Source organism: Streptomyces sp. HUAS 31, from assembly GCF_028198125.1.
GTDB classification, from domain to species: Bacteria; Actinomycetota; Actinomycetes; order Streptomycetales; family Streptomycetaceae; genus Streptomyces; species Streptomyces chartreusis.
The window spans coordinates 7,417,777-7,441,067 of the sequence record NZ_CP116353.1 but is presented as its reverse complement, the minus strand read 5'-3'; the positions used below and the strand labels follow the sequence as shown (position 1 = coordinate 7,441,067).

23 protein-coding genes are annotated in these 23,291 nt (G+C 73.4%); 6 read left to right on the top strand and 17 right to left on the bottom strand.

Annotated elements, in window-relative coordinates:
* Positions 1 to 1,113 carry a sensor histidine kinase gene (locus PGH47_RS33025; protein ID WP_271666416.1) on the top strand — a complete coding sequence of 371 codons (1,113 nt, stop codon included), beginning with the start codon at positions 1 to 3 and terminating at the stop codon, positions 1,111 to 1,113.
* Between the two features lie 28 nt (positions 1,114 to 1,141).
* Here the strand turns inward: PGH47_RS33025 and PGH47_RS33020 are convergent, their stop codons facing one another.
* From PGH47_RS33020 to PGH47_RS33010, 3 genes are read right to left on the bottom strand one after another with little or no spacing between them, the layout of a single operon-like run.
* Positions 1,142 to 2,143, bottom strand: coding sequence for an NAD-dependent epimerase/dehydratase family protein (locus tag PGH47_RS33020; protein ID WP_271666415.1), 1,002 nt, complete (start codon positions 2,141 to 2,143; stop codon positions 1,142 to 1,144).
* A 53-nt stretch (positions 2,144 to 2,196) separates the two neighbouring features.
* On the bottom strand, positions 2,197 to 3,651 hold the full coding sequence (locus PGH47_RS33015) for a sensor histidine kinase (RefSeq protein ID WP_271666414.1): 1,455 nt from the start codon (positions 3,649 to 3,651) through the stop codon (positions 2,197 to 2,199).
* Positions 3,648 to 4,346 (bottom strand): response regulator transcription factor, encoded by a 699-nt coding sequence (locus PGH47_RS33010; RefSeq protein ID WP_269644370.1) that lies wholly within the window; start codon positions 4,344 to 4,346, stop codon positions 3,648 to 3,650. The genes PGH47_RS33015 and PGH47_RS33010 overlap by 4 nt, the downstream gene beginning before the upstream one ends.
* 152 nt (positions 4,347 to 4,498) lie before the next feature.
* Between PGH47_RS33010 and PGH47_RS33005 the strand changes: the two genes are divergently transcribed.
* From PGH47_RS33005 to PGH47_RS32995, 3 genes are read left to right on the top strand one after another with little or no spacing between them, the layout of a single operon-like run.
* Complete coding sequence (locus tag PGH47_RS33005) at positions 4,499 to 5,836, top strand: ferredoxin reductase family protein (RefSeq protein WP_271666413.1); 1,338 nt, start codon at positions 4,499 to 4,501, stop codon at positions 5,834 to 5,836.
* Positions 5,837 to 5,854: 18 nt separating this feature from the next.
* Positions 5,855 to 6,316 carry an FMN-binding protein gene (locus PGH47_RS33000; RefSeq protein WP_271666412.1) on the top strand — a complete coding sequence of 154 codons (462 nt, stop codon included), beginning with the start codon at positions 5,855 to 5,857 and terminating at the stop codon, positions 6,314 to 6,316.
* A gap of 1 nt (position 6,317) precedes the next feature.
* On the top strand, positions 6,318 to 7,058 hold the full coding sequence (locus tag PGH47_RS32995) for an FAD:protein FMN transferase (protein ID WP_271666411.1): 741 nt from the start codon (positions 6,318 to 6,320) through the stop codon (positions 7,056 to 7,058).
* Between the two features lie 109 nt (positions 7,059 to 7,167).
* On the opposite strand, the gene PGH47_RS32990 is transcribed toward PGH47_RS32995, so the two are convergent.
* From PGH47_RS32990 to PGH47_RS32975, 4 genes are read right to left on the bottom strand one after another with little or no spacing between them, the layout of a single operon-like run.
* The gene (locus PGH47_RS32990; RefSeq protein WP_271666410.1) at positions 7,168 to 7,683 is read right to left on the bottom strand and encodes a YcxB family protein; all 516 of its coding nucleotides are present in this window, start codon (positions 7,681 to 7,683) and stop codon (positions 7,168 to 7,170) included.
* A gap of 5 nt (positions 7,684 to 7,688) precedes the next feature.
* Positions 7,689 to 7,853 carry a hypothetical protein gene (locus tag PGH47_RS32985; protein WP_271666409.1) on the bottom strand — a complete coding sequence of 55 codons (165 nt, stop codon included), beginning with the start codon at positions 7,851 to 7,853 and terminating at the stop codon, positions 7,689 to 7,691.
* A 32-nt stretch (positions 7,854 to 7,885) separates the two neighbouring features.
* Positions 7,886 to 8,371, bottom strand: coding sequence for a hypothetical protein (locus tag PGH47_RS32980; protein ID WP_271666408.1), 486 nt, complete (start codon positions 8,369 to 8,371; stop codon positions 7,886 to 7,888).
* On the bottom strand, positions 8,371 to 9,594 hold the full coding sequence (locus PGH47_RS32975; protein ID WP_271666407.1) for a molybdopterin-dependent oxidoreductase: 1,224 nt from the start codon (positions 9,592 to 9,594) through the stop codon (positions 8,371 to 8,373). The genes PGH47_RS32980 and PGH47_RS32975 overlap by 1 nt, the downstream gene beginning before the upstream one ends.
* A 114-nt stretch (positions 9,595 to 9,708) precedes the next feature.
* On the opposite strand from PGH47_RS32975, the gene PGH47_RS32970 reads away from it, so the two are divergent.
* Positions 9,709 to 11,076, top strand: a complete 1,368-nt coding sequence (locus PGH47_RS32970; protein WP_271666406.1) for a hypothetical protein — start codon at positions 9,709 to 9,711, stop codon at positions 11,074 to 11,076.
* A 64-nt stretch (positions 11,077 to 11,140) separates the two neighbouring features.
* Positions 11,141 to 11,848: a DUF2470 domain-containing protein gene (locus PGH47_RS32965; RefSeq protein WP_271666405.1), complete on the top strand. Its 708-nt coding sequence runs from the start codon at positions 11,141 to 11,143 to the stop codon at positions 11,846 to 11,848.
* 86 nt (positions 11,849 to 11,934) lie between these two features.
* On the opposite strand, the gene PGH47_RS32960 is transcribed toward PGH47_RS32965, so the two are convergent.
* From PGH47_RS32960 to PGH47_RS32915, 10 genes are all read right to left on the bottom strand, one after another.
* The gene (locus PGH47_RS32960; RefSeq protein ID WP_443048624.1) at positions 11,935 to 13,512 is read right to left on the bottom strand and encodes an ABC transporter ATP-binding protein; all 1,578 of its coding nucleotides are present in this window, start codon (positions 13,510 to 13,512) and stop codon (positions 11,935 to 11,937) included.
* Positions 13,513 to 13,627: 115 nt separating this feature from the next.
* A complete protein-coding gene (locus PGH47_RS32955; RefSeq protein ID WP_271666404.1) occupies positions 13,628 to 14,416 on the bottom strand; it encodes an ABC transporter permease in 789 nt (262 codons plus the stop codon).
* Positions 14,413 to 15,405, bottom strand: coding sequence for an ABC transporter permease (locus PGH47_RS32950; RefSeq protein WP_271668202.1), 993 nt, complete (start codon positions 15,403 to 15,405; stop codon positions 14,413 to 14,415). Before PGH47_RS32950 ends, PGH47_RS32955 begins: the two co-directional genes overlap by 4 nt.
* A gap of 38 nt (positions 15,406 to 15,443) precedes the next feature.
* Positions 15,444 to 17,006 carry an ABC transporter substrate-binding protein gene (locus PGH47_RS32945; RefSeq protein WP_271666403.1) on the bottom strand — a complete coding sequence of 521 codons (1,563 nt, stop codon included), beginning with the start codon at positions 17,004 to 17,006 and terminating at the stop codon, positions 15,444 to 15,446.
* Positions 17,007 to 17,021: 15 nt separating this feature from the next.
* Positions 17,022 to 17,819 carry a class I SAM-dependent DNA methyltransferase gene (locus PGH47_RS32940; RefSeq protein WP_271666402.1) on the bottom strand — a complete coding sequence of 266 codons (798 nt, stop codon included), beginning with the start codon at positions 17,817 to 17,819 and terminating at the stop codon, positions 17,022 to 17,024.
* Complete coding sequence (locus tag PGH47_RS32935; RefSeq protein ID WP_271666401.1) at positions 17,816 to 19,039, bottom strand: MFS transporter; 1,224 nt, start codon at positions 19,037 to 19,039, stop codon at positions 17,816 to 17,818. The genes PGH47_RS32940 and PGH47_RS32935 overlap by 4 nt, the downstream gene beginning before the upstream one ends.
* Positions 19,023 to 20,060, bottom strand: coding sequence for a dipeptide epimerase (locus PGH47_RS32930; RefSeq protein ID WP_271666400.1), 1,038 nt, complete (start codon positions 20,058 to 20,060; stop codon positions 19,023 to 19,025). The genes PGH47_RS32935 and PGH47_RS32930 overlap by 17 nt, the downstream gene beginning before the upstream one ends.
* Positions 20,057 to 21,133 carry a PLP-dependent cysteine synthase family protein gene (locus tag PGH47_RS32925; protein WP_271666399.1) on the bottom strand — a complete coding sequence of 359 codons (1,077 nt, stop codon included), beginning with the start codon at positions 21,131 to 21,133 and terminating at the stop codon, positions 20,057 to 20,059. Before PGH47_RS32925 ends, PGH47_RS32930 begins: the two co-directional genes overlap by 4 nt.
* Entirely contained in the window at positions 21,130 to 21,975 is an 846-nt protein-coding gene (locus PGH47_RS32920; protein ID WP_271666398.1) for a Rossmann-like domain-containing protein, read from the bottom strand. The genes PGH47_RS32925 and PGH47_RS32920 overlap by 4 nt, the downstream gene beginning before the upstream one ends.
* Positions 21,972 to 23,228 (bottom strand): ATP-grasp domain-containing protein, encoded by a 1,257-nt coding sequence (locus PGH47_RS32915; RefSeq protein ID WP_271666397.1) that lies wholly within the window; start codon positions 23,226 to 23,228, stop codon positions 21,972 to 21,974. The genes PGH47_RS32920 and PGH47_RS32915 overlap by 4 nt, the downstream gene beginning before the upstream one ends.
* Positions 23,229 to 23,291 lie beyond the last annotated feature (63 nt).

The window sequence follows — 23,291 nt, the reverse complement described above, 5'->3', positions numbered from 1 at the left end:
ATGCGCGACACCCTCCTGATCGCCCTCTTCGCCTTCCTGGGCGCCGCCGCGGCCGGAGTGCTCGGCGCGTGCGTGCTGATGCTGATCCGGCGCCGCTCGCTCATCGCGCACTTGACCGTGGTCGCGGGCGTCGGCATCACCGCGATGCTCGCGGGCACCCTCGCGGTGGCCCAGGCGATGTTCCTGTCCGGGCACGACCTGAGCGTCGTCACGACCGTCGTCGCCATGGCAGCCGTGGTCTCCCTGGCCACCGCCCTGCTGCTCGGCCGCTGGGTCGCCGCCCGCAGCCACGCCCTCGCGCTCGCCGCCCGCTCCTTCGGCGACGGCGGCGACTTCACCTCCCCCGACGGCCCCGCCACCGCCGAACTCGCCGCAGTGAGCCGGGAGTTGGAGGCGACCAGCGCGAGACTCGCCGAGTCCCGCGAGCGGGAACGCGCCCTGGAGACCTCCCGGCGCGAGCTGGTCGCCTGGATCTCGCACGACCTGCGCACCCCGCTGGCCGGCATGCGCGCGATGGCGGAGGCCCTGGAGGACGGGGTGGCCGCCGACCCCGACCGCTATCTCAAGCAGATCCGTATGGAGGTCGAGCGCCTCAACGGCATGGTCGGCGACCTGTTCGAGCTCTCCCGGATACACGCCGGGACCCTGCCCCTCTCGCTCGCCCGGATGTCCCTGTACGACCTGGTCGGCGACGCCCTGTCGGGAGCGGACGCGCTGGCCCGCGAGCACGGCGTCACGCTGGTCGGCGAGCAGGTCGAGGGGGTGCCGGTGGAGGTGGACGGCCGGGAGATGAGCCGTGTCATCGGGAATCTGCTGGTCAACGCCATCCGGCGCACCCCGGCCGACGGCACGGTCGCCGTCACCGCCGAACGCTCCCCGGACGGTGTCGTGCTGTCCGTGACGGACGGCTGCGGAGGTATCCCCGAGGAGGACCTGCCGCGCGTCTTCGACACCGGCTGGCGCGGCACGCACGCCCGTACACCCCCTGCGGGCGCCGGGCTCGGCCTGGCCATCGTGCGGGGCATCGTGGAGGCCCACCAGGGGCGGGCCACCGTACGGAACGTCCCCGGGGGCTGCCGTTTCGAGGTGGTACTGCCCGCCGCCGCTTCCTGAACGCGGGCAGCACCACCGGTCCGGCAGGCTACGCCGTGCGCATCCCCGCTTCGGCGAACTCCCGCATTCCCTCCTCGAAGCCCACCTCCGCCTTCCACCCCGACTCGGCCCGCAGGCGCGCCGAGTCCGCGGTGATGTGCCGTACGTCGCCGAGTCGGTACTCCCCCGTCACGACCGGTTCGGGGCCGCCGTACGCCGCCGCGAGCGCGTGGGCCATCTCGCCGACGGTGTGCGGGTCGCCGCTGCCGGTGTTGTACGCCGTGAGGGCGCCGTCCGCGGAACCCGCCTCCAGCGCGGACACGTTGGCGGCGGCGACGTCCCGTACATGGACGAAGTCGCGCCGCTGGCGGCCGTCCTCGAAGACGCGTGGGGCCTCGCCGCGTGCGAGGGCCGAGCGGAAGAACGAGGCGACCCCCGCGTAGGGGGTGTCGCGGGGCATGCCGGGGCCGTAGACGTTGTGGTAGCGCAGCGACACCGCCGTGCCGTCCGTCGCGCGCGCCCACGCCGCCGCCAGGTGTTCCTGGGCGAGCTTGGTCGTCGCGTACACGTTGCGGGGGTCGGCCGGGGCGTCCTCGCCGACCAGTCCGGGCGAGAGCGCGGCGCCGCACGCCGGGCACGGCGGCTCGAAGCGGCCCGCCTCCAGATCGGCGACGGCACGCGGGCCGGGCCGTACGACTCCGTGCCGCTCGCACTCGTAGCGTCCCTCCCCGTACACGACCATCGAACCGGCCAGCACCAGCCGCCGTACGCCCGTGTCGGCCATGGCGGTGAGCAGGGCGGCCGTGCCGAGGTCGTTGCGGGAGACGTACTCCACGGCGTCGGCGAATCCGGTGCCGAGGCCGACCATCGCGGCCTGGTGGCAGACGGCGTCGACGCCGGTCAGGGCGCGGCGGACGGCGTCGGTGTCCCGTACGTCCGACGCGGGGTCGCTGCGGACGTCGTACACGACGGGCTCGTGCCCGCGTGCGGCGAGCGCCTCGACGACATGGGACCCGATGAACCCGGCACCGCCGGTGACAAGTACGCGCATGCCGTCACGCTAGGACGGGGACCGGCGGCGACGGGCCCCACGCGCCCGTCACGTCATGACTTCGTAAGGGCTCCGACGGTCAGCGGGATCGTCACCGTGAACACCGTCGCCCCCGGCTCGCTCGTCAGGTCGATCCGGCCGCCGTGGGCCCGGACCAGTGACTCGGCGACCGCGAGGCCCAGGCCGCTGCCGCCGCGGTCGCGGGTGCGGGCCTTGTCGACGCGGTAGAAGCGGTCGAAGACCCGCTGCCGGTCGGCGGGCGGGATGCCGGGTCCGGCGTCGGCTATCCGGACCTGTGCGGCGTCGCCGATCAGCGACACCGCCACGGACACCTCGGTGCCGGCCGGGGTGTGCATGGCCGCGTTGGTGAGCAGGTTGTCCAGGACCTGGCGGATGCGCTGGGGGTCCAGGCGCAGCGCGAGACCGCCGGGACCGGGGGCCACGGTCAGCGGGTGGTCGGCGTGGGTGACGCGGAAGGCGTCCGCCGCCTGCTCGACCAGGTCCACCAGGTCGGCCTCCTGCGGCCGCAGCGGCGTCTCGACCTCCGCGGCGTCGAGGCGGGCGAGCAGCAGCAGGTCGTCGAGGAGGAAGCCCATCCGGGCGGCCTCCGCGCGCAGCCGCGCCAGGTGCCGGTCGCGTTCCTCGGGGGCGTTGGCCGCCGCGTACTGGAACAGGTCCGCGTAGCCGCGCACCGACATCAGCGGGGTGCGCAGTTCGTGCGAGGCGTCCGCCACGAAGCGGCGCAGTCGCTGCTCGGCCTCCGCGCGCACCACGAGCGAGTCGTCGATGTGCTCCAGCATCGTGTTGAACGCGGTGCGCAGTTCCTCCACCTCGGGCCCCCCGCCGCGCCCGTCGTGCCGCACCGACAGCCGCCCCGAGTCGGTCAGGTCGTGCGAGGTGATCCCGCGGGCGGTGTGCGCCATGTCGCTGAGCGGCTGCAGGCCCCGGCGCAGCATCCCCCGCCCGAGCACCACGAGGGCAGCCAGCGCGAGCCCGAAGGTGACGGCCTGGATGGTGATCAGCTGGCCGACGGTGTCCTCGATGTCCTCCATGGGCGCGGCGCTGACCAGCACCACACCGGGCTCGACCTCGCAGGCGCGCAGCCGGTACTCGCCCTTGCCCCGCAGGTGCTCGGTGCGCAGGACCTCGGTGCTCGCGACGGTCTGCGCGCGGGCCAGGGAGGTGAAGTCGTCGACGTCCGCCGGGACGTCCGCCGGGTCCTCCGGCCTGCGCAGCACGGGCTCGCCGTCCGACACGTCGTACACGGCGTAGTACCAGCTGTAGTACTTCTTGCCGGTGAGCGTGCCGTAGTCCGCGATGGACTTGGACTGGGCGACCTGGCCCTGCGCGAGCTGGGTGTCGAGCTGCGCCGACAGGTAGTCGCGCATGTACGTCGTCAGAGCCGTGCCGACGACCGCGAACACCACCAGCGACAGCACGCCGAGACCCAGCGCCAGCCGGGTCCCGAGCCGCATCCCGCGATACGCCCGCCGCAGCCGCCCGTTCACTCGGCCGCCTGCCGGATGACGTACCCGAAGCCGCGCACGGTGTGGATCAGCGGTGCGGTGCCGTCGTCGGGCTCGTCGAGTTTGCGGCGCAGCCTGCTGACGACCAGCTCGACGACGTTCGAGCGGCCGCCGAAGCCGTACTCCCACACATGGTCGAGGATCTGCGCCTTGGTGAGCACGGTCGGCGACTTGCGCATCAGATAGCGCAGCACCTCGTACTCGGTCGGCGTGAGCGTGAGCAGCCTCTCGCCGCGGCGGACCTCGCGGGTGTCCTCGTCCATCGACAGGTCGGCCACCCGAAGGACGGAACGCTGGAAGCCGGGTCCCGCGCTGCGCCGCAGCACGGTGCGCAGCCGGGCCATCAGTTCCTCCACCGCGAACGGTTTGACCAGGTAGTCGTCCCCGCCGCGGGTCAGTCCGGCCACCCGGTCGGCGACCCCGTCCCGGGCGGTGAGGAACACCACGGGCACCATCGTCCCGGCCGCGCGCAGCCGGTCCAGGACGCCGAACCCGTCGACGTCGGGCAGCATCAGGTCGAGCACCACGATGTCCGGGTGGAACTCGGCGGCCAGCCGCAGCGCCTCCTCGCCGGAGTTCGCGGTGGCCGCGTCCCAGCCCTCGTAGCGGGCGACCGTCGCGACGAGGTCGGCGATGGGCGGGTCGTCGTCCACGACCAGAAGACGTACTTTCTCCACCCGTTCATAGTGCGGCACCCGGCACCGGTCATCGGGGCCGGGTGCGGGACCGCGGCCACATCGATAATCAGCTGATAGAGGTACGACAGCTTTTCGACAGCTCCGGCCGGACAAGCTCGGTATCCACAGACGAGATCAAGGAGCTGTCGCACGTGACGACCGTCCAATCGCCCCCTGCGCCCCCCACGGCGATACGCCCCAGGGTCGTCGCCCGCACGGGTCTGTACGCCGTGCTGGCCGCGAACGTGGCCGTGGTGCTCTACTTCTTCTCCGCCGCCGGTTTCGCCTCCAACGCGCTCATCGTGACCGGCCGTCTCGCCGGCCTTCTCGGTGCGCTGCTCATGGCCTTCCAGCTGCTGCTGGTGGCCCGCCTGCCGTGGCTGGACCGCCGTATCGGCATGGACCGGCTGACGTCCTGGCACCGCTGGACCGGCTTCAGCGTCCTGTGGGCCCTCCTCGCGCACGCCGTGTTCATCACCTTCGGCTACGCCGAGTCGTCCTCGCTGGACCCGGTGAACCAGCTGATCGACCTCGCCGAGACCGTCGAGGGCGTGCTGCGTGCCGTCGTCGCGCTGGGGATCATCATCGTGATCGGCGCGGTGTCGGCCCGGTTCGCGCGACGCCGGCTGGCGTACGAGACCTGGCACTTCATCCACCTGTACACCTACGTCGCGGTGATCCTGGCGTTCACGCACCAGGTCGCGGTCGGTACGTCCTTCACGTCGTCGTCCGCCGCCACGGCGTACTGGTACGGCGTGTGGGGCGTCGCCCTCGCCTCCGTGTTCACCGGCCGCCTGGTCCTGCCCCTGTGGCGGAACTGGCGTCACCAGTTCCGGGTCGAGGCCGTCGTCCCCGAGTCCCACAACGTCGTCTCGATCTACATCACCGGCCGCGACCTGGACCGGCTGCCCGCGCGGGCCGGCCAGTTCTTCCTGTGGCGGTTCCTGACGAAGGACCGCTGGTGGCAGGCCAACCCGTTCTCCCTCTCCGCCGCGCCCGACGGCGACCGGCTGCGGCTGACCGCTAAGGCGGCAGGCGACGGCTCGGCGGCCCTGCGGCATCTCAAGCCCGGCACCCGCGTCTTCGCCGAGGGCCCCTACGGCGCGTTCACCGCGCTGCACCGGACCCGGCCGGAGGCGGTGCTCATCGCGGGCGGCGTCGGTGTCACCCCGATCCGGGCGCTGCTGGAGGAGCTGCACGGCCACGCGGTGGTGATCTACCGGGTCGCCTCGGACCAGGACGCGGTGCTGTACGGCGAGCTGGTGGAGCTCGCCCGTGCCAAGGGCGCCGAGCTGCACCTGGTGACCGGCCCGGTCACGCCGGACAAGCTCGCCCCGGCCGAGCTGACACGGCTGGTCCCGGACATCACCGACCGGGACGTCTTCCTGTGCGGGCCGCCGCCGATGATGAACGCGGTGATCGGCAGCCTTCGCGCGGTGGGCGTGCCCAAGGAGCAGGTCCACTTCGAGCGCTTCAGCCTGGCCGGCTGAGCAGGACGGGAAGACATCGTGAAGCGAGCAATACCTGTCCTGGTCCTGAGCGTGGCGGGCCTGATCCCGGTCTGGCGCTACGAGCCGTCCCTCGGCACGCCCACCACGGAGACGGCCTCCCCGGCCTCGACCCCGTCGGCGGAGTCCGGCACCGCGGAGTCCGGCACCGCGGAGTCCGGCACCGCGGATTCCGGGTCGTCGGAATCCGGGTCGGCCGCCGACACTGTGGTCAAGGGCTCGACCGTGAACACCGACAAGGGTCCGGTTCAGGTCCAGGTGACCTTCGCCGGCGACCGGATCACGGCCGTGAAGATGCTCCAGCAGCCGAACCACCCCCAGACCACGGCAGCGGTCCCGCAGCTCGTCGCCGAGACCCTGGAGGCGCAGAGCGCCGACGTCGACACCGTCTCCGGTGCCACGATCACCAGCGACGGCTACAAGGAGTCCCTCCAGGCCGCCATCGACGCGAAGGGTGCGTGACGTGCACCGCGTCGAGCATGTGATGGGGTTCCCGGTCTCGCTGCGGGTCGACGACGCGCACGTGGGCCCGGAGGCCGCCGACACCGTGTTCGCGTGGCTGCGCGAGGTCGACGCCCGGTTCAGCCCGTTCAAGGCGGACAGCGAGGTGCGCCGGCTCGACCGGGGCGAGATCGCGCGCCGGGATGTCAGTGCCGACCTCGACGAGGTGCTGGGTCTGTGCGAGGAGTACCGGGTCGCCACCGGCGGCGCCTTCGACGTACGGCTGCCGGGGCGCGGGCTCGATCCGTGCGCGGTGGTGAAGGGCTGGTCCGTGCAGCGCGCGGCCGAGTTGGTGCGGGCGGCCGGTGCGCGGCGGTTCGTACTGAACGCCGGTGGTGACGTGGTCGCGGGCGGCGGGCCCTGGCGGGTGGGGGTACGCCATCCCGAGCAGGCCGACAAGGTGTGCACGGTGGCCGAGCTGACGGACGGGGCGATCGCGACGTCCGCGCGCTACGAGCGCGGCGACCACATCATCGACGGCCGCACGGGGCGTCCGGCGACTGGGCTGCTCTCGCTGAGCGTCGTGGCGTCCTCCCTCACAGTCGCGGACACGGTGGCGACGGCGGCGTTCGCGATGGGCGCGGAGGGCCTCGACTGGGCGGCGTCACGGGCGGGTTGCGAGGTGTTCGCGGTGGACGCGGAGCGGCGGGTCCTGCGGACGGAGGGCTTTCCGGTGGCCGGCGCGGAGGCGCGGGCGGCGTGATGGGCCGAGAGGTCGTCTGACCGGCCAAGAGACCGCGTGACCGGTCGAGGGGCCGCGTGACCGGCCGAGGGGCTGCCGAGCGGGCGGCCCCTCAGCCGCTGCGGTCGCGTCAGACGCGGGGCAGATGGCGGCTCAGGACGGCCAACAGCCGCTCCGCCTCCTCCGGAGCGTGCAGCCCTCGCTTGGGCAGCACCTCCACGAGCAGGATGTTCGGGTCCCGGCTGAGCAGAACCACATGGTCGCGGGTCTCGCGGAAACCGCGGAAGACGGACCAGCGCTGGAGGAGCGTCGTGTGCACGGTGTCGGTGGCGATGCCCGTCTCGTTCACCGACGTGCGGTACTCGCCCTGCCAGGAGACGGTGCTCAGCGCGTGGTGGGCCTGGAGATGCGGGATCGACCAGATCAGGACGGCGCAGAGGACCGCGGTCACCCATGCCAGTGAGGAGCTTCCCTGTGCCGCCACCATCAACACGGCGGCGGCTGCGAACAGCCCCGTGAAACCCCACCGCACCAGATGCAGGCGCCGTCGGCGCTCACGCACCAGAACGCCCGCGAGGATGTCGGCACGCGTCGGCTGGTAGACCAGCTCGACCGTCTCCTGTGTTCCGTCCTGCTTCAACTCCACGCCCCTCACCCCAGTCCTTCCGGCACCGCGACGACCTCGTCGTACGTCCCCGACGTCCGCTCGGTCACATCCTGCTCGTACCGGATGCGTTGTCCGTCGTACGGGATCAGGAAGGTGCACTTGAAGGTATGCGCCGCGACCCGGTAGGTCGAGGGGTTTAGGACGAGCACCTCCTGACCTCGTCGCCGTGCTCCCGGGAGCGTCACAGGTCACGGGAATGTCGGCGGCTCACTCCCTCCGCGCGCCCCCCGGACCGCCACGGGCCGATGGCGAACACCATCGCCGAAGCTCCGAACAGTACGGCCGTGAGCAGGAGCCAGCGGGTCGCGAAGTCGGCCGGGGGGTGGCCCGTCGCGCCGGTGTACCGGTGCGTCACACGACCGGTGATCAGAGGGAACCACACCAGGAGCAGCAGGAGGGAGAGGGCGGCGGGGACTCGGACGTAGGGGATCCAGGTCCGGCGGTCGGCCGCCTCGAAGGTCCGTAGCAGTGCCTGGTCCGCCGCCCCGTACAGCGGTACGAGGACGAGGTCGTGGACGATCGCCGCCCCGACGAACCAGAGCGCGATCTCGAACCATTCTCCTTCCAGCAGTCGCACTCCCGCGTATCCGGCGAGGGCGAACGAGCAGGCGAGGAGGAGAATCTGGAGAGGGCTGCCGATCGGGACGGGCGGTTCGGGGCGTCGCATCACAGGTCTCCGAAGGTCAGCCGTGCCACCCACTTGGTGTTCAGCACGCCGGGGGCGGCGGGCACGATGACGCGTGCCGGGTAGCCGTGGTCGGGGGTGAGGTCCTCGCCGTTGACGGCGAGGGCGAGCAGGGAGCGGGGGTCGGCGACCTGGTTGGCGCGCAGGGCGGCCCGGCGGAAGGCGCCGCGCTGCTGGAGGGACTCCACGAGCACGTCGGGCGGGTCCTCGTCGTGGCCGACCAGAGCCGCCAGGTCCCGCAGCCGTACGCCGCGCCACCACTGGTCGGACGTCGACCAGCCCTCCACGCACGCGATCGGCAGGGCCGCGCTGTGCTGCGGCATGGCGAGGAGGTCGGCGCGGGTGAGGCGGACCGTGTGGCCGTTCCCGACGACGACCAGTCGCCATGCGTCCTCGCCGGTGTCGGCGTCGCGGATCCCGGCGTACGCGGCCGTCTTGTTGATCTGGAAGCCGCCCGGCCCGCTCCCCGGCTCGGCGCCGCCGTGCGGGGCGAGGAGGGCGGTGCGGCGCAGGGGGCCGTCGAAGTTCTGGCCGACCGTCGTGCCGAACAGGAGCAGTGAGCCGCCGCCTACGAACCAGAGGGCGCCGCGCCGGGAGACCGTCGGCTCCGCGGGGCTCGGCGCGATCAAGTCGTTCTGTTCTTCGCGGAGTTGACGCAGGTTGCGCAGGGCCATCGGCGTCTTCAGGACCGCGTGCGCGACGAAGGCGGCGATGAAGACCCACGCCCCGTAGAAGTGCAGCGTGTAGAAGGATCCGGGGAAGATGTAGTCCAACTGGACGTTGAGCACCCCGGTCACGAACTCGAACAGCGCGCCGCCGACCAGGAGCAGCAGCGAGAGCCGCTCCAGCGCGTGTGCGAGCGAGCGCGCCGGCGGCAGCGTGAACAGCCTCGGCACGACCGACCACAGCTTGGCCAGCAGCACAGGGATCAGCGTGATGCCGAGGGTGACGTGGACGCCCTGGTTGAGCCGGTAGAGCCAGTGCGGGTCGGTCGGCCAGGAGAACAGGTAGAAGCCGAGGACGCCCTTGTCCGGGGTCTTGTCGTTCACCGGCGACAGGTCCGGGTTGTACGCGGCGTAGGACACGAGGCCCGTCACGAACAGCACCGTGATCCCGCCGAGCAGGACGACACCGAGCACCGACGTGAACCAGGGGCCGCGCAGCGGGCTGCGCCAGAAGGAGGGTGAGAAGGGAGACCGAGCCATGCGCCGACCGTAGGCCGGGCAGGGGCAGGAAACGCCGCCTTGAACCATGACGAATCTCTGACGTCCCCGCCCGTCACGCGTCCGGCGGACCTCGCGCCCCCTAGCGTCGGGGATGTGACCAGCGATCTTCTGCCCGAGGCCGCCGCCGACACCCGCACCACCGCTCGCCGGGACCTCCGCCGCGATCTGTACGCCGCCGCGGCGGCCGTCCTGCTCGTCGCGGCGGCAGCCGTCGTCGGCACCGTGATCGAGCACCGGGACGGCACCCTCTTCGTCAACTGGCCGCCGCTGCTCGCCTACTGGGCACCGCACCTCGGTCCCGGCACGCCGGCCGCGATCGCCGTCGCGGTCGCCGTCGTGGCGTACGGCCCGGCCCTGGCCGCCCGGCTGCCGTGGCGGCGGCTGCTGCTCGCCGTCTGGGCAGCGGGCACGGCCTGGACCTTCTCGCTCGCGCTCGTCGACGGCTGGGAGCGCGGTATCGCCCGCCGGCTGACCACGCGGTACGAGTACCTCCAGGTCATCGACCGTTTCCAGGACATCCCCGCGACGCTGCGGGACTTCACCTCGCACATCGTGGTCGGCGCCTCGCCGGAGCACTGGCCCGCGCACATCGCCGGACATCCCCCGGCGGCCACGCTCACCTTCGTCTACCTCGACCGGATCGGCCTGGGCGGCGGCGCTTGGGCCGGGGTCTGGTGCATCACCGTCGGGGCGACCGCCGCGCTGGGCGTCCTCGTGACCGTCCGCACCCTCACCGACGAGAAACTCGCCCGCCGCGCCGCACCGTTCCTGGCCCTGGCACCGGCCGCCGTGTGGATGGGCACCTCCGCCGACGGCTACTTCGCGGCGGTCGCGGCCTGGGCGGTGGCGCTGCTCGCGCTCGCGGTGACGGGACACCGGCCGCGCCGGACCGGCCTCGCCTCAGGGCTCCTGTTCGGCCTCACGGTCTTTCTGTCGTACGGCCTGACGCTGTACGTCGTGATCGCCGCCGCCGTGTGTGTGCTGGGCTCCCGCCGCGCACGGCCCCTCCCTTTCGCGCTGGCGGGCTTCGTCGTCGTACCGGTCGTGTTCACGGCGCTGGGCTTCTACTGGTGGGAGGCGTACGACCTGCTGGTCACCCGCTACGACCAGGGCGCCGGCGGCACCCGGCCGCAGGCCTACTGGGTGTGGGCCAACCTCGCCTGCCAGGTGCTGGTGGTGGGCCTCGCGACGGTGGCGGGGCTGCGGCGGACCGGGGCCGTGCTGCTGCGCCGGGACCGAACGGCCGCGTTCCGGCTCGGCGTTCTGGTGCTCGGCGCTCTGGTCGCGATGGTGGTCGCGGATCTGTCGGGGATGAGCAAGGCGGAGACGGAGCGGATCTGGCTGCCGTTCGCACTGTGGCTGCTGCCCGCGTGCGCGCTGCTGCCGAAGACGCGCGTCTGGCTCGCGGCACAGGGCGTGCTCGCGCTGCTCGTCAATCACCTGCTGCTGACGGGTTGGTGAACACGAACAGGAATGGATAAGGTTAGGCTTACCTAAGTCGAGCTGGAGCGTTCGAAAGGTTCCCATGTCTGCTGCCTCCTGCCCTGAGCCGACGCCCGCCGAGCGTGCCCGCTCGGTGCTGGCGGCGGCCGACTCGCTGACCGTCACCACGCACGGCCATCGCGTCGAACTGATCGGCCTGCACACCGTCGACGCGGCCGCACGGCTGCTCCTGAACAACCCGCCGGACGGTCACCTCGCGGCCGAGCTCGCCATGGCGCCGCACGGCGATCTGACCGCCCTGGTGGAGTTCACCGACGTCGCCCCGGTCGCCGTACGCGAACGGGTGCGCGCCCGGCTCACGCTGGGTGGCCGGCTGACCGTCCTCGGCCCGAAGGCGCTGGTGTTCCACCCGGCCCGGGCCGTACTCACCGAGGAGGGCCGCACGGCGGTCGTCGGCCTCGACGAACTCGCCCACTCCTCGCCCGACCCGCTGGCCACCCACGAGGCCGAGATGCTGGCCAGGCTGGACGCGGCCCACGCCGACACCGTGACCCCGCTCGCCCGGCTGCTCCCGGCGAGGCAGCAGCTCGGCGCGTGCGAGGTACGGCCGTTGCGGCTCGACGGGCACGGCCTGGTGCTCCGCTCCCAGACGCCGGACTCCCACCACGACACCCGCCTGCCCTTCGCCACCTCGGCCACCCATCCGGGTGACGCGGTCCGGCAGATCCACATCCTGCTCGCCCGGGCCACCGCCCGCCCGCGCCGCCGACGCCTGCCGACCAGGTCATAGGCGTCGGGCGCACCCATGGTCGCCGGTCTCCGGGCCGCTCGCAGAGGCTCCCGTCTCCTCCTGCGAACGAGCCCGGAGGCCGGCTGTCAGCTGCGGCCGCCGGCCTCCAAGCGCGATGTCGTCTCCATGAGGGCGATCGAGAACGGGTGCCGCGGCGCCGTCAGGACGCGTTGCGCCGGGCCCTGTTCCACGACCTCTCCCTCGTCCAGGACGGCGAGGCGGTGGGCGAGACGTGCCGTGTCCAGATCGTGGGTGACGAGGACGAGGGACAGGCCCTCACCGTCGCGGACCAGCCCCGCGAGGACGTCGAGGATGCCGCGTCGGGTGACCGTGTCCAGGCCGGAGGTGACCTCGTCGCAGATCAGCACGCGGGGGCGGGCGAGCAGGGCGCGGGCCAGGGCGGCGCGCTGGAGCTCGCCGCCGGAGAGCGCGCCGGGGCGACGCCGGGCCAGGTCCGGTGACAGGCCGAGGCGGTTCAGCGTGACCGATGCCTCGTCCCTGGCCGCCCGTTCGCCCGCCCCGCGCAGCCGTACCGCCGTGCGGGCCACCTGTTCCAGCACCGGCCGGTGCTCGTCGAACGCTGCGCGGGCGTCCTGGAACACGTACTGCACGGCCGCCAGTTGGGCACGGCTCCGGTGGCGCAGGCTGCGCGGGAGCGCTGTGCCGTCGAGCAGGATCTCGCCCGAGTGCTCGCGGTGCAGGCCCGCGAGGCAGCGGGCGAGCGTGGTCTTGCCGCTGCCGGAGCGGCCGACCACGGCGAGGCACTCACCGGGGTGCAGGACGAGGCGCGGGGTGCGCAGCACGACGGTCCGCCGGTCGTACGCGGCCGTCAAGTCCCGTACTTCCAAGCGTGGTTGGCGTCCCGGGTCGCCCGTGCCCGCCGACGGGGTTCCGTGCCGTGCGTCGAGCAACCGGCGGGTCCACTCGTGCCGGGGCGCCTCCCAGAGCCGCTCCGCCGGTCCCGACTCGACGACCCGGCCCGCGCGCAGCACGAGGACCTCGTCGGCGAGTGCGCGGACCACGTCGAGGTCGTGGCTGAGCAGGACGACGGCGATGCCGCGTGCCGCGACCGCCGCCAGCTGCTCGACGATCCGGTTCTTGGTCAACGCGTCCTGACCGGTGGTGAGTTCGTCCGCGACGATCACCCGGGCGCCGAGCAGCAGGGCCTGGGCGAGGACCACGCGCTGCTGCTGGCCGCCGGAGAGCTGGTGCGGGTGGCGGCGCAACAGAGCTTTGGAGTCGGTGAGTTGGGCTTCCGACAGGGCACGCAGGACCAGCGCGCGAGCCGCCTCACGGCGCCGCGCCCGCGGCAGATGGCGGACCTGGGGCCGGGCGATGTCGTCGAGCAGGGCGCCGACCCGGCGGGCCGGGTTGAGGACGGCGGCGGGGTGCTGGGGGACGTAGCCCACCGGGCCGGCCGCGTGCCGCCGCACCTCACCCGTGACGCGCGCGCCGGGCGGGTACTCGCCGAGCAGGGCGAGCCCGATCGTGGTCTTGCCGCTGCCGGACGCGCCGACCAGGGCGGTCACCCTGCCCGGCAGCACCTTCACGCACACCCCGTCGACGATCGCCCGGCCGTCGATCTCGACGCGCAGGTCGCGGATCTCGGCGACGGCGACATCCGTCGCCACTCGGCCCACCGGTGTCCCGTCATCTGCCGTCACCGATGTCCCGCCCTCCGCCGCCACCGGCGTCCCTTCCCTCTCCGTCACCGGCGTCCCTTCCCCCTCCGTCACCGGCGTCCCTTCCCCTCCGTCACCGGCGTTCCATCTCCCCTCATCACCGGCGCCCCCTCTTCTCAAGGGCCGCGTCGAAGAGCAGGTTCGTGCCCATCGTCAGCGCCACGATCAGCAGCGCGGGCACCACCACGGCCCACGGCTGCACCAGCAGCCCCGTGCGGTTGCGGTCGACCATCACCGCCCAGTCGGCGGCGTCCGGCGCGACGCCCACCCCGAGGAACGCGGCCGTCGACACCAGGTACAGCACGCCGGTCAGCCGGATCCCGGCGTCGGCGGCGAGGGTGCGCAGCGTAGAGCGGCCGACGTACCCGACGGCGATCCGCCACCGGCTCTCGCCCTGCATGCGCAGCGCCTCGACGGCAGGGCGTGCGGCGACCTCCCCGGCCGCGGCCCGTACGATCCGGGCCGCGTCGGGCACGTTGACCAGCGCCACGAGCAGCGCGAGCCCCACGGCACCCGGTGCGAACACGGCGGCCACGAGCAGGATCAGCAGCAGCGACGGCACGGCGAGCAGCACGTCCAGCGGCCGCATCAGCAGGTCCTCCAGCCACCGCAGCCGGGTGAGCGCGCCGGCCAGCGCGACCGGGACGGCGACGAGATGGGCGAGCACGGTCGCGGCGAGGGCGGTGACCACGACGGTACGGCCGCCCAGCAGGGTCTGCCGCAGGACGTCGCGGCCCACGAAGTCGGTACCGAGCACGTGGCCGTCGCCGAGGACGAAGGACGTGGCACGCGGCCCCGGTTCGCCCGCGAGGAACGGTCCGAGGAGGGCGAGCAGGAGCGGGACGGCGACCAGGCCGAGGCCGAGCGCGAAGCGGCGGTGCGTCACGCGGCCACCCCCGCCCGGGGTGTGAGCCGGTGGGCCACGAGGTCGGCACCGAGGTTGAGCAGCACCGTCAGCACGCCGAAGACCACGGCCAGCCCCTGCACCACCGGTACGTCGCGTTCGGCGACGGCGTTGAGCAGGACGGTCCCGAGGCCCGGGACAACGAAGAGGGCCTCCACGACGATCACCCCGCACAGCAACCAGTCGACGGTACGGGCGAGTTGCTGGACGGCCGGGGCGAGGGCGTTCGGCAGGGCGTGGGCATAGCGGAGACGGGCGCCGGTGACACCGCAGCGGCGGGCGTGGGCGACGTACGGGGAGGCGAGGGCGTCGGCCATGCCGGCCCGCACTAGGCGGGACAGGGAGCAGACCGGGCGGGACAGCAGGACCAGGACGGGCAGCACCAGCACCGCCGGATGGGCGAGCAGGTCGGTGCCGTGGCCGACGGCCGTCGGCGGCAGCCAGGCCAGCTTCAGGGCGAGGACCGTCACCAGGAGCACTCCGAGGGCGAACTCGGGTACGGCGTACACGGCCAGCGTCACCGAGCTGACCAGCCGGTCCACGAGGCCGCCCTCGTGGCGGGCGGCGAGCACGCCGAGGCCGAGGCCCAGCGGGACCAGCAGCGCAAGGGTGAGGGCGGCGAGGGTGAGGGTCGGTCCGAAGCCGTCGGCGATGTACCGGGTGACCGGGCGCCCCGAGGTCAGTGAGGTGCCGAAGTCGCCGTGCAGCAGGCCCGTCGCCCAGTCCGTGAGGCGTTCGTGCGCGGGCCGGTCCAGATCCATCGCCTCGCGGATCGCCGCGATGCGGGCCGGGTCCGGCTGGTCACCGGCGAGGGCGACCGCCGCGTCGCCGGGCAGCGCCTCGGTGAGGGCGAAGACCAGGAGTACGACGGCCGCGGTCTGGGCTGCGCCGAGGATCAGGCGCCGGGTGACGAAGGATGTGCCGCCGTGGGCCGTCTGTCGACTGCGGAGCCGTCCGGGCTGGTCGCGCAGTTCCCCGCGCCCCTTCGGGGCGCTGTCCCAGCGCGTCCTCACGCCAGCCACACCCTGTCGAACCGTGCCCAGTCCAGGGTGTTGGCGGGAGCCTTCGTCTCGACTCCTCTCAGGGACCGGGCCGTTCCGATGATCCAGTCCGCGAAGCCCCACACGAGGAAGCCGCCCTCGGTGTACAGGCGGCGCTGCATGCGCCCGTAGACGGCGGCCCGCTCCGTCCTGTCGCGGGTGGACTGGGCCTGCCGGTAGAGGGCGTCGAAGTCCTTGTGCCGCCACTTGGTGGCGTTGGTGGTGGAGTCGGTGAGCAGCCGCTGGGAGATGTGGGCCTCGACGGGCATGGCGCCGGAGCGGTAGCAGCACAGGGTGCCGCCGTCGAGGATGTCGCTCCAGTAGGAGTCCTTGCTGCCCATCCGCACGTCGATCGTGACGCCCGCCTTCGCGGCCTGGTCCCGGAAGATGCCGGCGGCCTCGGTGAACCCGGCGGCGACCGCGGAGGTGTCCAGGGTGACCTTGAGGTTCTCGGCGCCGGCCTGCTTGAGCAGGGCGCGGGCCCGGTCGAGGTCCTGGGTGCGCTGCGGCAGGTCGGCGGCGTAGTACTCGTAGCCCTTGCCGAACAGGTCGTTGCCGACCTCGCCGGCGCCGGACAGCGCGCCGTCGACGAGTTCCTGCCGGTCGGCGATGAGGAAGAACGCCTCGCGCACCCGCCTGTCGTCGAAGGGTGCCCGGTCGGTCTTCATGCAGAACGCCTGCATGGCGCTGTTGCGCAGCCGTACGATCTCGATCTGTCCGCCGCGCTCGTGGGCGCGGGCGGTGGTCGGGTTGAGTTCGTGCGCGTACTCGACCTGCCCGCCGAGGAGGGCGTTGACGCGGGCGGACTCCTCACCCGCGACGACGAACTCGATCTCGTCGAGGAGCGGGGCGCCGTCCCAGTGGTCGTCGAAGCGGCGGAAGACGGCGGAGCGGCCGGGCGCGAAGGACACGAACCGGAAGGGGCCCGATCCGATGGGCCGGTCGTCGAACTCGGTGGCGTTCTCGGGGACGACGTACGCGCCGAACGCGGCCAGGACGTTGGGGAATTCGGCCGTCGGGCGCTTGAGCACGAACTCGATGCCCCGTTCCCCGGTGGCCCGGCTGGCATCGAGGTCGATGGGCTCCAGGGACGCCTTCGCTCGGAACGCCTGCTTCGGGTCGGCGATCCGGCGGTAGCTGTAAAGGACGTCCGCGGCGGTGACCGGCCTGCCGTCGTGGAAGACGGCCTTGCGCAGTGTCACCTGCCAGCGGTCCAGGGTCTTGTTGGGCTCCCAGCGCTCCGCGAGCCGGGGCCGGGCGGAGAGGTCGGCGCCGTAGTCGGCGAGCTTGTCGAAGAGGGCCTTGGCCCGGGCGGCGTCGGCGAAGAGGCTCGCCAGGTGGGGATCGAGGGTCTCGCTCGCGCCGCCGCCGGCGAAGGCGGCGCGCAGTCGGCCGCCGCGCCTGGGGGCGCCGTCGGAGGTCGCCGTCTCGCCGGAACCGCCGCATCCCGTGAGGGCGAGTGCGGTGGCGGCGCCGGTGGTGGCGGCGAGGAAGCCGCGTCGGTGCAGGCCGGGGAAACGTTCGTCGTTCATGACTGGTCCTTCGGGTCAGTGGGTGTGCAGGCGCGCGACGAGGTGCAGCCGGTCCGCGTCCGTGGCGGTCCCGGGCAGCCGGCCGTCCCGCCAGGGCGGTTCGGTGCGCGGGCCGGGTCCGTCGTGCAGTTCGAGGACCTCGAAGCCGTGCGCGGTGAGGAAGCGCCGCAGCTCGTGCGGGAACAGCAGCCGCCAGGCGGAGTGCTGGGCGACGGGCGGCGAACCGTCGTCGCGGGTCCAGACGCGGGTGCGGCGCAGAAGCTGGGCGGTGCGGTCGACGGTGAGCGTGGTCGTCGACCGGTGGGCGACGCCCTGCCAGGTGAAGGTGTTGCCGGACGGGCGGTCGAGGAGATCGGTACGGCCCAGGAAGTACGCCCCGTTGCGCATCTCCGCGACCAGCAGCCCGCCCGGCGCGAGGGCGCGACGGCAGGAGCCGAGGAAGCCGTCGAGCTGGTCGTTGGTGTGGCAGTACAGCAGGGAGCTGTCCAGGCAGACGACCGCGTCGAAGGCGGCCCCGCCCGACTCCCGCAGGTCGAAGCCGCGCAGGTCGGCCCTGACGTACGCCGGTCCCGGGTGGTGCGTGCGGGCGTGGGCGAGCATCGCCTCGGAGAGGTCGGCGCCGGTCACCGTACGGCCCGCGTGGTGCAGTCGGGCGGCGTCGCGGCCGGTGCCGCAGCCCATGTCGAGGACGCGCGGGCCGGCGCCGTGGCGGCGCAGGCAGTCCTCGGCCCAGCGTCCGGCGAGCCGGTCGGGGTCGGGGAAGCGGGCCTCGTAGAGGGCGGGGTGGTCGGTGAGGAGGTTGCCGTCGGTCATGCGTCGGCCTTCTCCCGCACCGGTTCCGCGGGCTCCGGCAGCGCGCCGCGGCCCCGCAGCCACGCGACCCCGCCCGCCGAGGCCGCCCCGAACACCGCGCAGCACACCCACGGCAGCCAGGCCCGGCCCCCGCTCTCCCCCGCGTCCATGGCCCAGCCGACGACGGTGTTGCCGACGGCCGCGGCGATGCCCGAGACGACGTAGAAGATCCCGAAGTACGTGCCGGTCAGCTCGGGACGGCCGAAGCGGGGGATCAGCTCCATCACGAACGGCGAGGCGATCATGATGCCGAGACAGAGCAGCAGTGCGCTCGCGAGGACCGGCACGGCACCCGGGGCGAGGACGGGCGGCAGGAAGGCGAGTGCCATCACCGCGAGCCCCACGGCTATCCAACGCCCCCTGTGGTGACGGGACTTGAGGTAACCGGTGATCCGCAGCTGGAACACCAGGTTGGCGACCGTGCCGACGAGGAAGACGATGCCCGCGGCCCCGTCCCAGCCGGTGGCCTCCCGGGCCCCGTCCGGCAGCAGCAGGTACAGCTGGTTCTCCAGGGTGAACATGCCGACCATGGCGAGCGAGAAGGCCAGGAAGGCCCGGTTGCCGAGCACTTCGCGCCAGTCCCCGAGGACCCCGCTGCCGCTCGGCTCGACCTTGCGCGCGGGCAGGACGAGGGCCTGCGCCACGGTGAGCACCGCGAAGATGCCGGCGGCGGTCAGCGCGGAGGTGCGGAAGTCGACGAGGAGCAGGGCGCTGCCCAGCAGCGGCCCGACGAGCGCCCCGGTCGTGGCGAACACATTGAACAGGGCGAACGCCTCCGCCCTGCGCTCCCCCGCCTCCTGCGCGAGATAGGCCCGCACGGCCGGGTTGAACAGCGCCCCCGCGAGCCCGCTGAGCACGGACGCGGCTAGCAGCACCGGCAGCCCGTCGCCCAGCGCGAACAGCGCGAAGCCGACGGTCCGCAGCGCGCACCCGGCGATGATGACGCCCCGCGCCCCGAGCCGGTCGGCTGCCGAGCCGCCGATGATGAACAGGCCCTGCTGGCTGAGGTTGCGCACACCGAGGACGATCCCGACGACCGCCGCCGACATGCCCAGGTTCTCGCCGAGGTGGGTGGCGAGGTAGGGGATGAGGAGGTAGAAGCCGGTGTTGACGCCGAGCTGGTTGACCAGCAGCAACCGGACGGCGAGCGGGAAGCCGCGCATCTCACGCCACGTCCGCATGCGCGGTCACCTCCTGGACTCCCAGTCCGGGCAGGCCACTTGGGCGTACGACGCCGTCGGTGCCGCCGATGCCGCGCCACGGGTCGTGGGCGAGCAGCAGATGCCCGTCGAGGTCGGCCCAGCGGGCGCGGTCGGCGAGGTGGACGGCGGGTGCCAGGCCGAGGGTGCTGGCGGTGAGGCAGCCGAGCATCAGCTCGGTCCCGCTGCCCTCGATGAGCTCGGCGATGCGCAGGGCGGCTCGGACTCCTCCGCACTTGGCGAGCTTGACGTTGACGCCGTGGACGCGCCCGGCGAGCCGCCGTACGTCGTCCACGCCCACCGCGTCCTCGTCGGCGACGACGGGCAGCGGCGACCTCTCGGCGAGGGCGGCCAGCGCGTCCGGGTCGCCGGGCGGCAGCGGCTGTTCGACGGCCTCGACGCCGAGCGCGGCGAACCGGGGCAGCAGCCGCTCGGCCTGCGCCCTGCTCCAGGCCCCGTTCGGGTCCAGCAGCAGCCGCGCTCGCGGTGCCGCGTCCCGGACGACCCGTACGCGCTCCACGTCGTCCTCGGGGTCGGGCGAGCCCGCCTTCACCTTGAGGACCTCGAATCCGCTCGCGGCCAGGCGCCGGGCCGTGGCGGCGGCGTGCGTGAGCGAGGTGATGCCGATGGTGCGTGCGGTGGCGACGCCGAACGACGCCTCGGTGCCGAGGAGTCGGTGGACGGGTACGCCGGCCCGCTTGCCGGCGAGGTCCAGGAGCGCGGACTCGACGGCGGCGGTCACGGCCGGGGGTGCGGCGCCGGAGGGCAGGGCCTCCAGGGCGCTCTCGGGGTCGGGGAACCGTTCCAGGCCGACGGCCGTTATCAGCCGTGCGAGCGTGTCGGCGTCCAGCCCGTAGTACACGCTGCTGACGGCTTCGCCGTGTCCGGTGACGCCGTCGTGCTCGACGCTCAGCCAGACGGCGTCGCGTGCGGTCATGACGGAGCGGGAGATGCGCAGCGGCTCGGCGAGTTCGAGTCGTACGGTGCGCAGGCGGGCCTTCATCGTGTCCTTCCGGCGGAGAGTGGATCGGCGACCCGCGCGCACCGCGCCCACCCGCTCGCCTCGGCGGCGCGGGGGTGCGGTATCTCCACGGGGCGGGTGGCGGCGCCGGCCAGGTCGAGGCCGTGGGCGGCGATGAAGTCGTCGTCGTAGACGGTGCCGAGGTAGCGGTGGGGCCCGTCGGGGAACACGGTCGCGACGACCGCGCCGGGGTGCACGCGGGCCGCCCAGGCGGCGACCCTGGCGACCGCGCCGGTGCTCCAGCCGCCGCTGACGAACGAGCCCCGGGCGAGCCGTCGGCAGCTGTCCACGGCCTCGGCGGGGCCGATCCAGTGGACCTCGTCGAAGGCGTCGTAGGCGACGTTGCGGGGGTGGATGCTGCTGCCGAGGCCGCGCATCAGGCGGGGGCGGGCGGGCTGGCCGAAGATCGTCGATCCGGTCGCGTCGACGCCGACGAGGCGCAGCGCGGGCCAGTGCCGGCGCAGCGGGCCGATGACGCCCGCGCTGTGCCCGCCGGTGCCGACGCTGCACACCAGGATGTCGAGGTGGTCGAGCTGGGCGGTGAGCTCGGCGGCGAGGGAGGCGTAACCGGCGGTGTTGTCGGGGTTGTTGTACTGGTCGGGCCAGTAGGCGCCGGGGAGTTCCGCGAGCAGTTCGCGCAGCCTGCCGAGCCGGGCCGCCTGCCAGCCGCCCTGCGGTGCGGGACGGTCGACGAGTTCCAGGCGGACGCCGTGCGCGCGCAGCAACTGCCGCATGGACGGCTCCAGTTCGCTGTCGCCGATCAGGACGACGGGGTGGCCGAGCGCCTGTCCGGCGAAGGCGAGCCCGATGCCGAGGGTGCCGGACGTGGACTCCACCACGGGCGCGCCAGGGCGCAGTTCGCCTCGTTCGCGCGCGCCGAGCAGCATGGACACGGCGGCCCGTGCCTTCATGCCGCCCGCGGCGAGCCCTTCGAGTTTGGCCCAGAACCCGGGGTGGGCCTGGGGCAGTCCGGCCGTCACGCGCACGACCGGGGTACGGCCGAGCAGGGCGAGCAACTCCCGCTGTGCGGTGGGACGCAGGGCCGTCGCGGTCATCGCTCACCCCCGGGACAGCGGTAGCGGTGGACGACTCCGGGGCCGCCGTCGAGCCAGAAGAAGGGGTACGGCTCCGCGCACACCGCGGTGACCCCGTGCCCGAGGAAGCGCGGCAGGACCGCGCTGCCGGTCTGCGCGAACAGCACCAGCTGCTTGCCGTGCCGCAGGGCGTGCGCGCGCAGCGGTTCGAAGGTGCCGTTGCCCAGGGTCATCCCGGACACCAGCAGCGCGTCGCAGCTCCCGGCGGCGGCGAGCGCGTCGGGGACGACCGGCTCGCCCCACTCCGTGAGCCCGCCCTTGAGGTCGCACGGCACATAGCCGAGACCGCGCGAACGCAGCGCCTCCAGCAGGGAGTTGACGACTCCGACGACGAGCACCGTGCCACCGTCCGGCAGGTCCAGCAGCTCGACCACGGCCCTCGCCCGCGCCCGGGACTTCTCGAGGGACGAGCCGGCGGGCAGGGCGACGGACCGGGCCCCGTGCTGCGGGGTGTGCGGGGCGACGTGCATCAGGTAGGCGTCGAGGGCGGCCACCCGTACCGCGGGCAGCGGATGTCCGAGGAGGGTTGCCACGTCGGCGCCCACGCAGTCGTCGAGCGCGCCGTCGGGCAGTTCGCCGGGTTCGACCGCGCACGAGCCGACGGCCTCGGCGAGCCGCAGGCTCAGCACCTCGTTGCGGTAGCCGGTGCCGCGCCCGTGGTGCCGTACGGCCTGCCGGGTGGTGAAGGCGACGGCGATGCGCAGCGTGCGCGGGTCGGGCCCGAGGGCACCCGCGCGGACGTCGGCGACGAGATCGTCGTACGTCCTGACGGGCGCCGCGGGCCGGGCGCCGACGGGGGTCACCGGATCACCAGCCCGGCGCGCAGAGCCGCCAGCAGCCGCTCGACGCGGTCGCGGGCGCCGGGCCCGTCGGGGTCTCCGGCCATGACGTGACCGAGGTACTCGTTGTTGCTGCCGGCCGCCTTCACGGCCGTGCCGGGCTCGGCGAGCCGCACCTCCAGCACATCGGGTTCGGCGGCGAGTCGACGGGGGTCGAGCGCTTCGAGGGTGCCTGCGCGGTCCGGCACGAGGAAGCCGATGGCGGCGCTGCGCAGCCCGGTGCCGGTGCGCCTGAGGTCGGGCCCGCGGCCGAGGGCGACGTCCACGCAGGCGGCGGCGAGGTCGATGCCGGTGACATGGCGGACGAGCTCGGTGATGCGGTTGCCCGCGGGGCGGGGGTTGACCTCGACGACGCGCGGCCCGGCGGAGGTCAGCTTGATCTCGGTGTGCGCGACGACGGCGTCCGTCAGCCCGAGCGCCTTGAGCGCGCCGAGCGTGGTCTGCTCGGCGGCCTCGATGTCGGCGGCCGGCAGGGCGGCGGGGAACATGTGGCCGGTCTCGATGAAGGCGGGTGCCCCGCCGACGCTCTTGTCGGTGATGCCGACCACGTGGACCGCGCCCGCGTACGACACGGTCTCCACGCTCACCTCGGGGCCGTCGAGGAGCTCTTCGAGCAGCACGGCGGGGGTGCGCCGCTGTCCCCGGGCATTGACCGGGAAGTCGGCCAGCGTCCGGAAGAGCTCGGCCAGTTCGGCCTCGTGCTCGATGCGCCGGACGTACATGCCGGCGCACAGGTCGACCGGCTTGGCGACGAGCGGGTAGCCGATCTCGCGGGCGGCCCGCGCGAGGTCGGCCCACTCCTCGTGCACGGCGAAGCGCGGTCCGGGAAGGCCCGCCCCGGCCAGGATCCGACGGGTGACGTCCTTGCGGCAGGCGTTCGCCACGGCCTCGGGTCCGGGGCCGGGCAGGCCGAGGTGCCCGGCGATGCGGGCCACCGCCGGCAGGTAGTAGTCGCAGGAGGTGATCACCCCGTCGAAGCCGAGTACCGAGTGCAGCCGCGCCACCTCGGGCAGCAGGGCGTCGGTGTCGTTGGTGTCGGCGGTGAGTACATTGCGGGCGCCGAGCAGCGGGTGCGCGGTCCCCTCGGGCGCCGAGCGCAGGTAGTGGTGCAGGTCACGGGTGAGGAAGGTGAACTCGTGCCCGCCCTCGCGGATGGCGCGTGGCAGCAGCCTGCTCATCGATCCGACCCAGCTCTCGACCACCAGCAGATGAGCCACAACTCCCCTTTTCGTGCCATGGGTTCCGTCATCAGGGCAGCCCGGGGCACCCCTCGGCGGGAG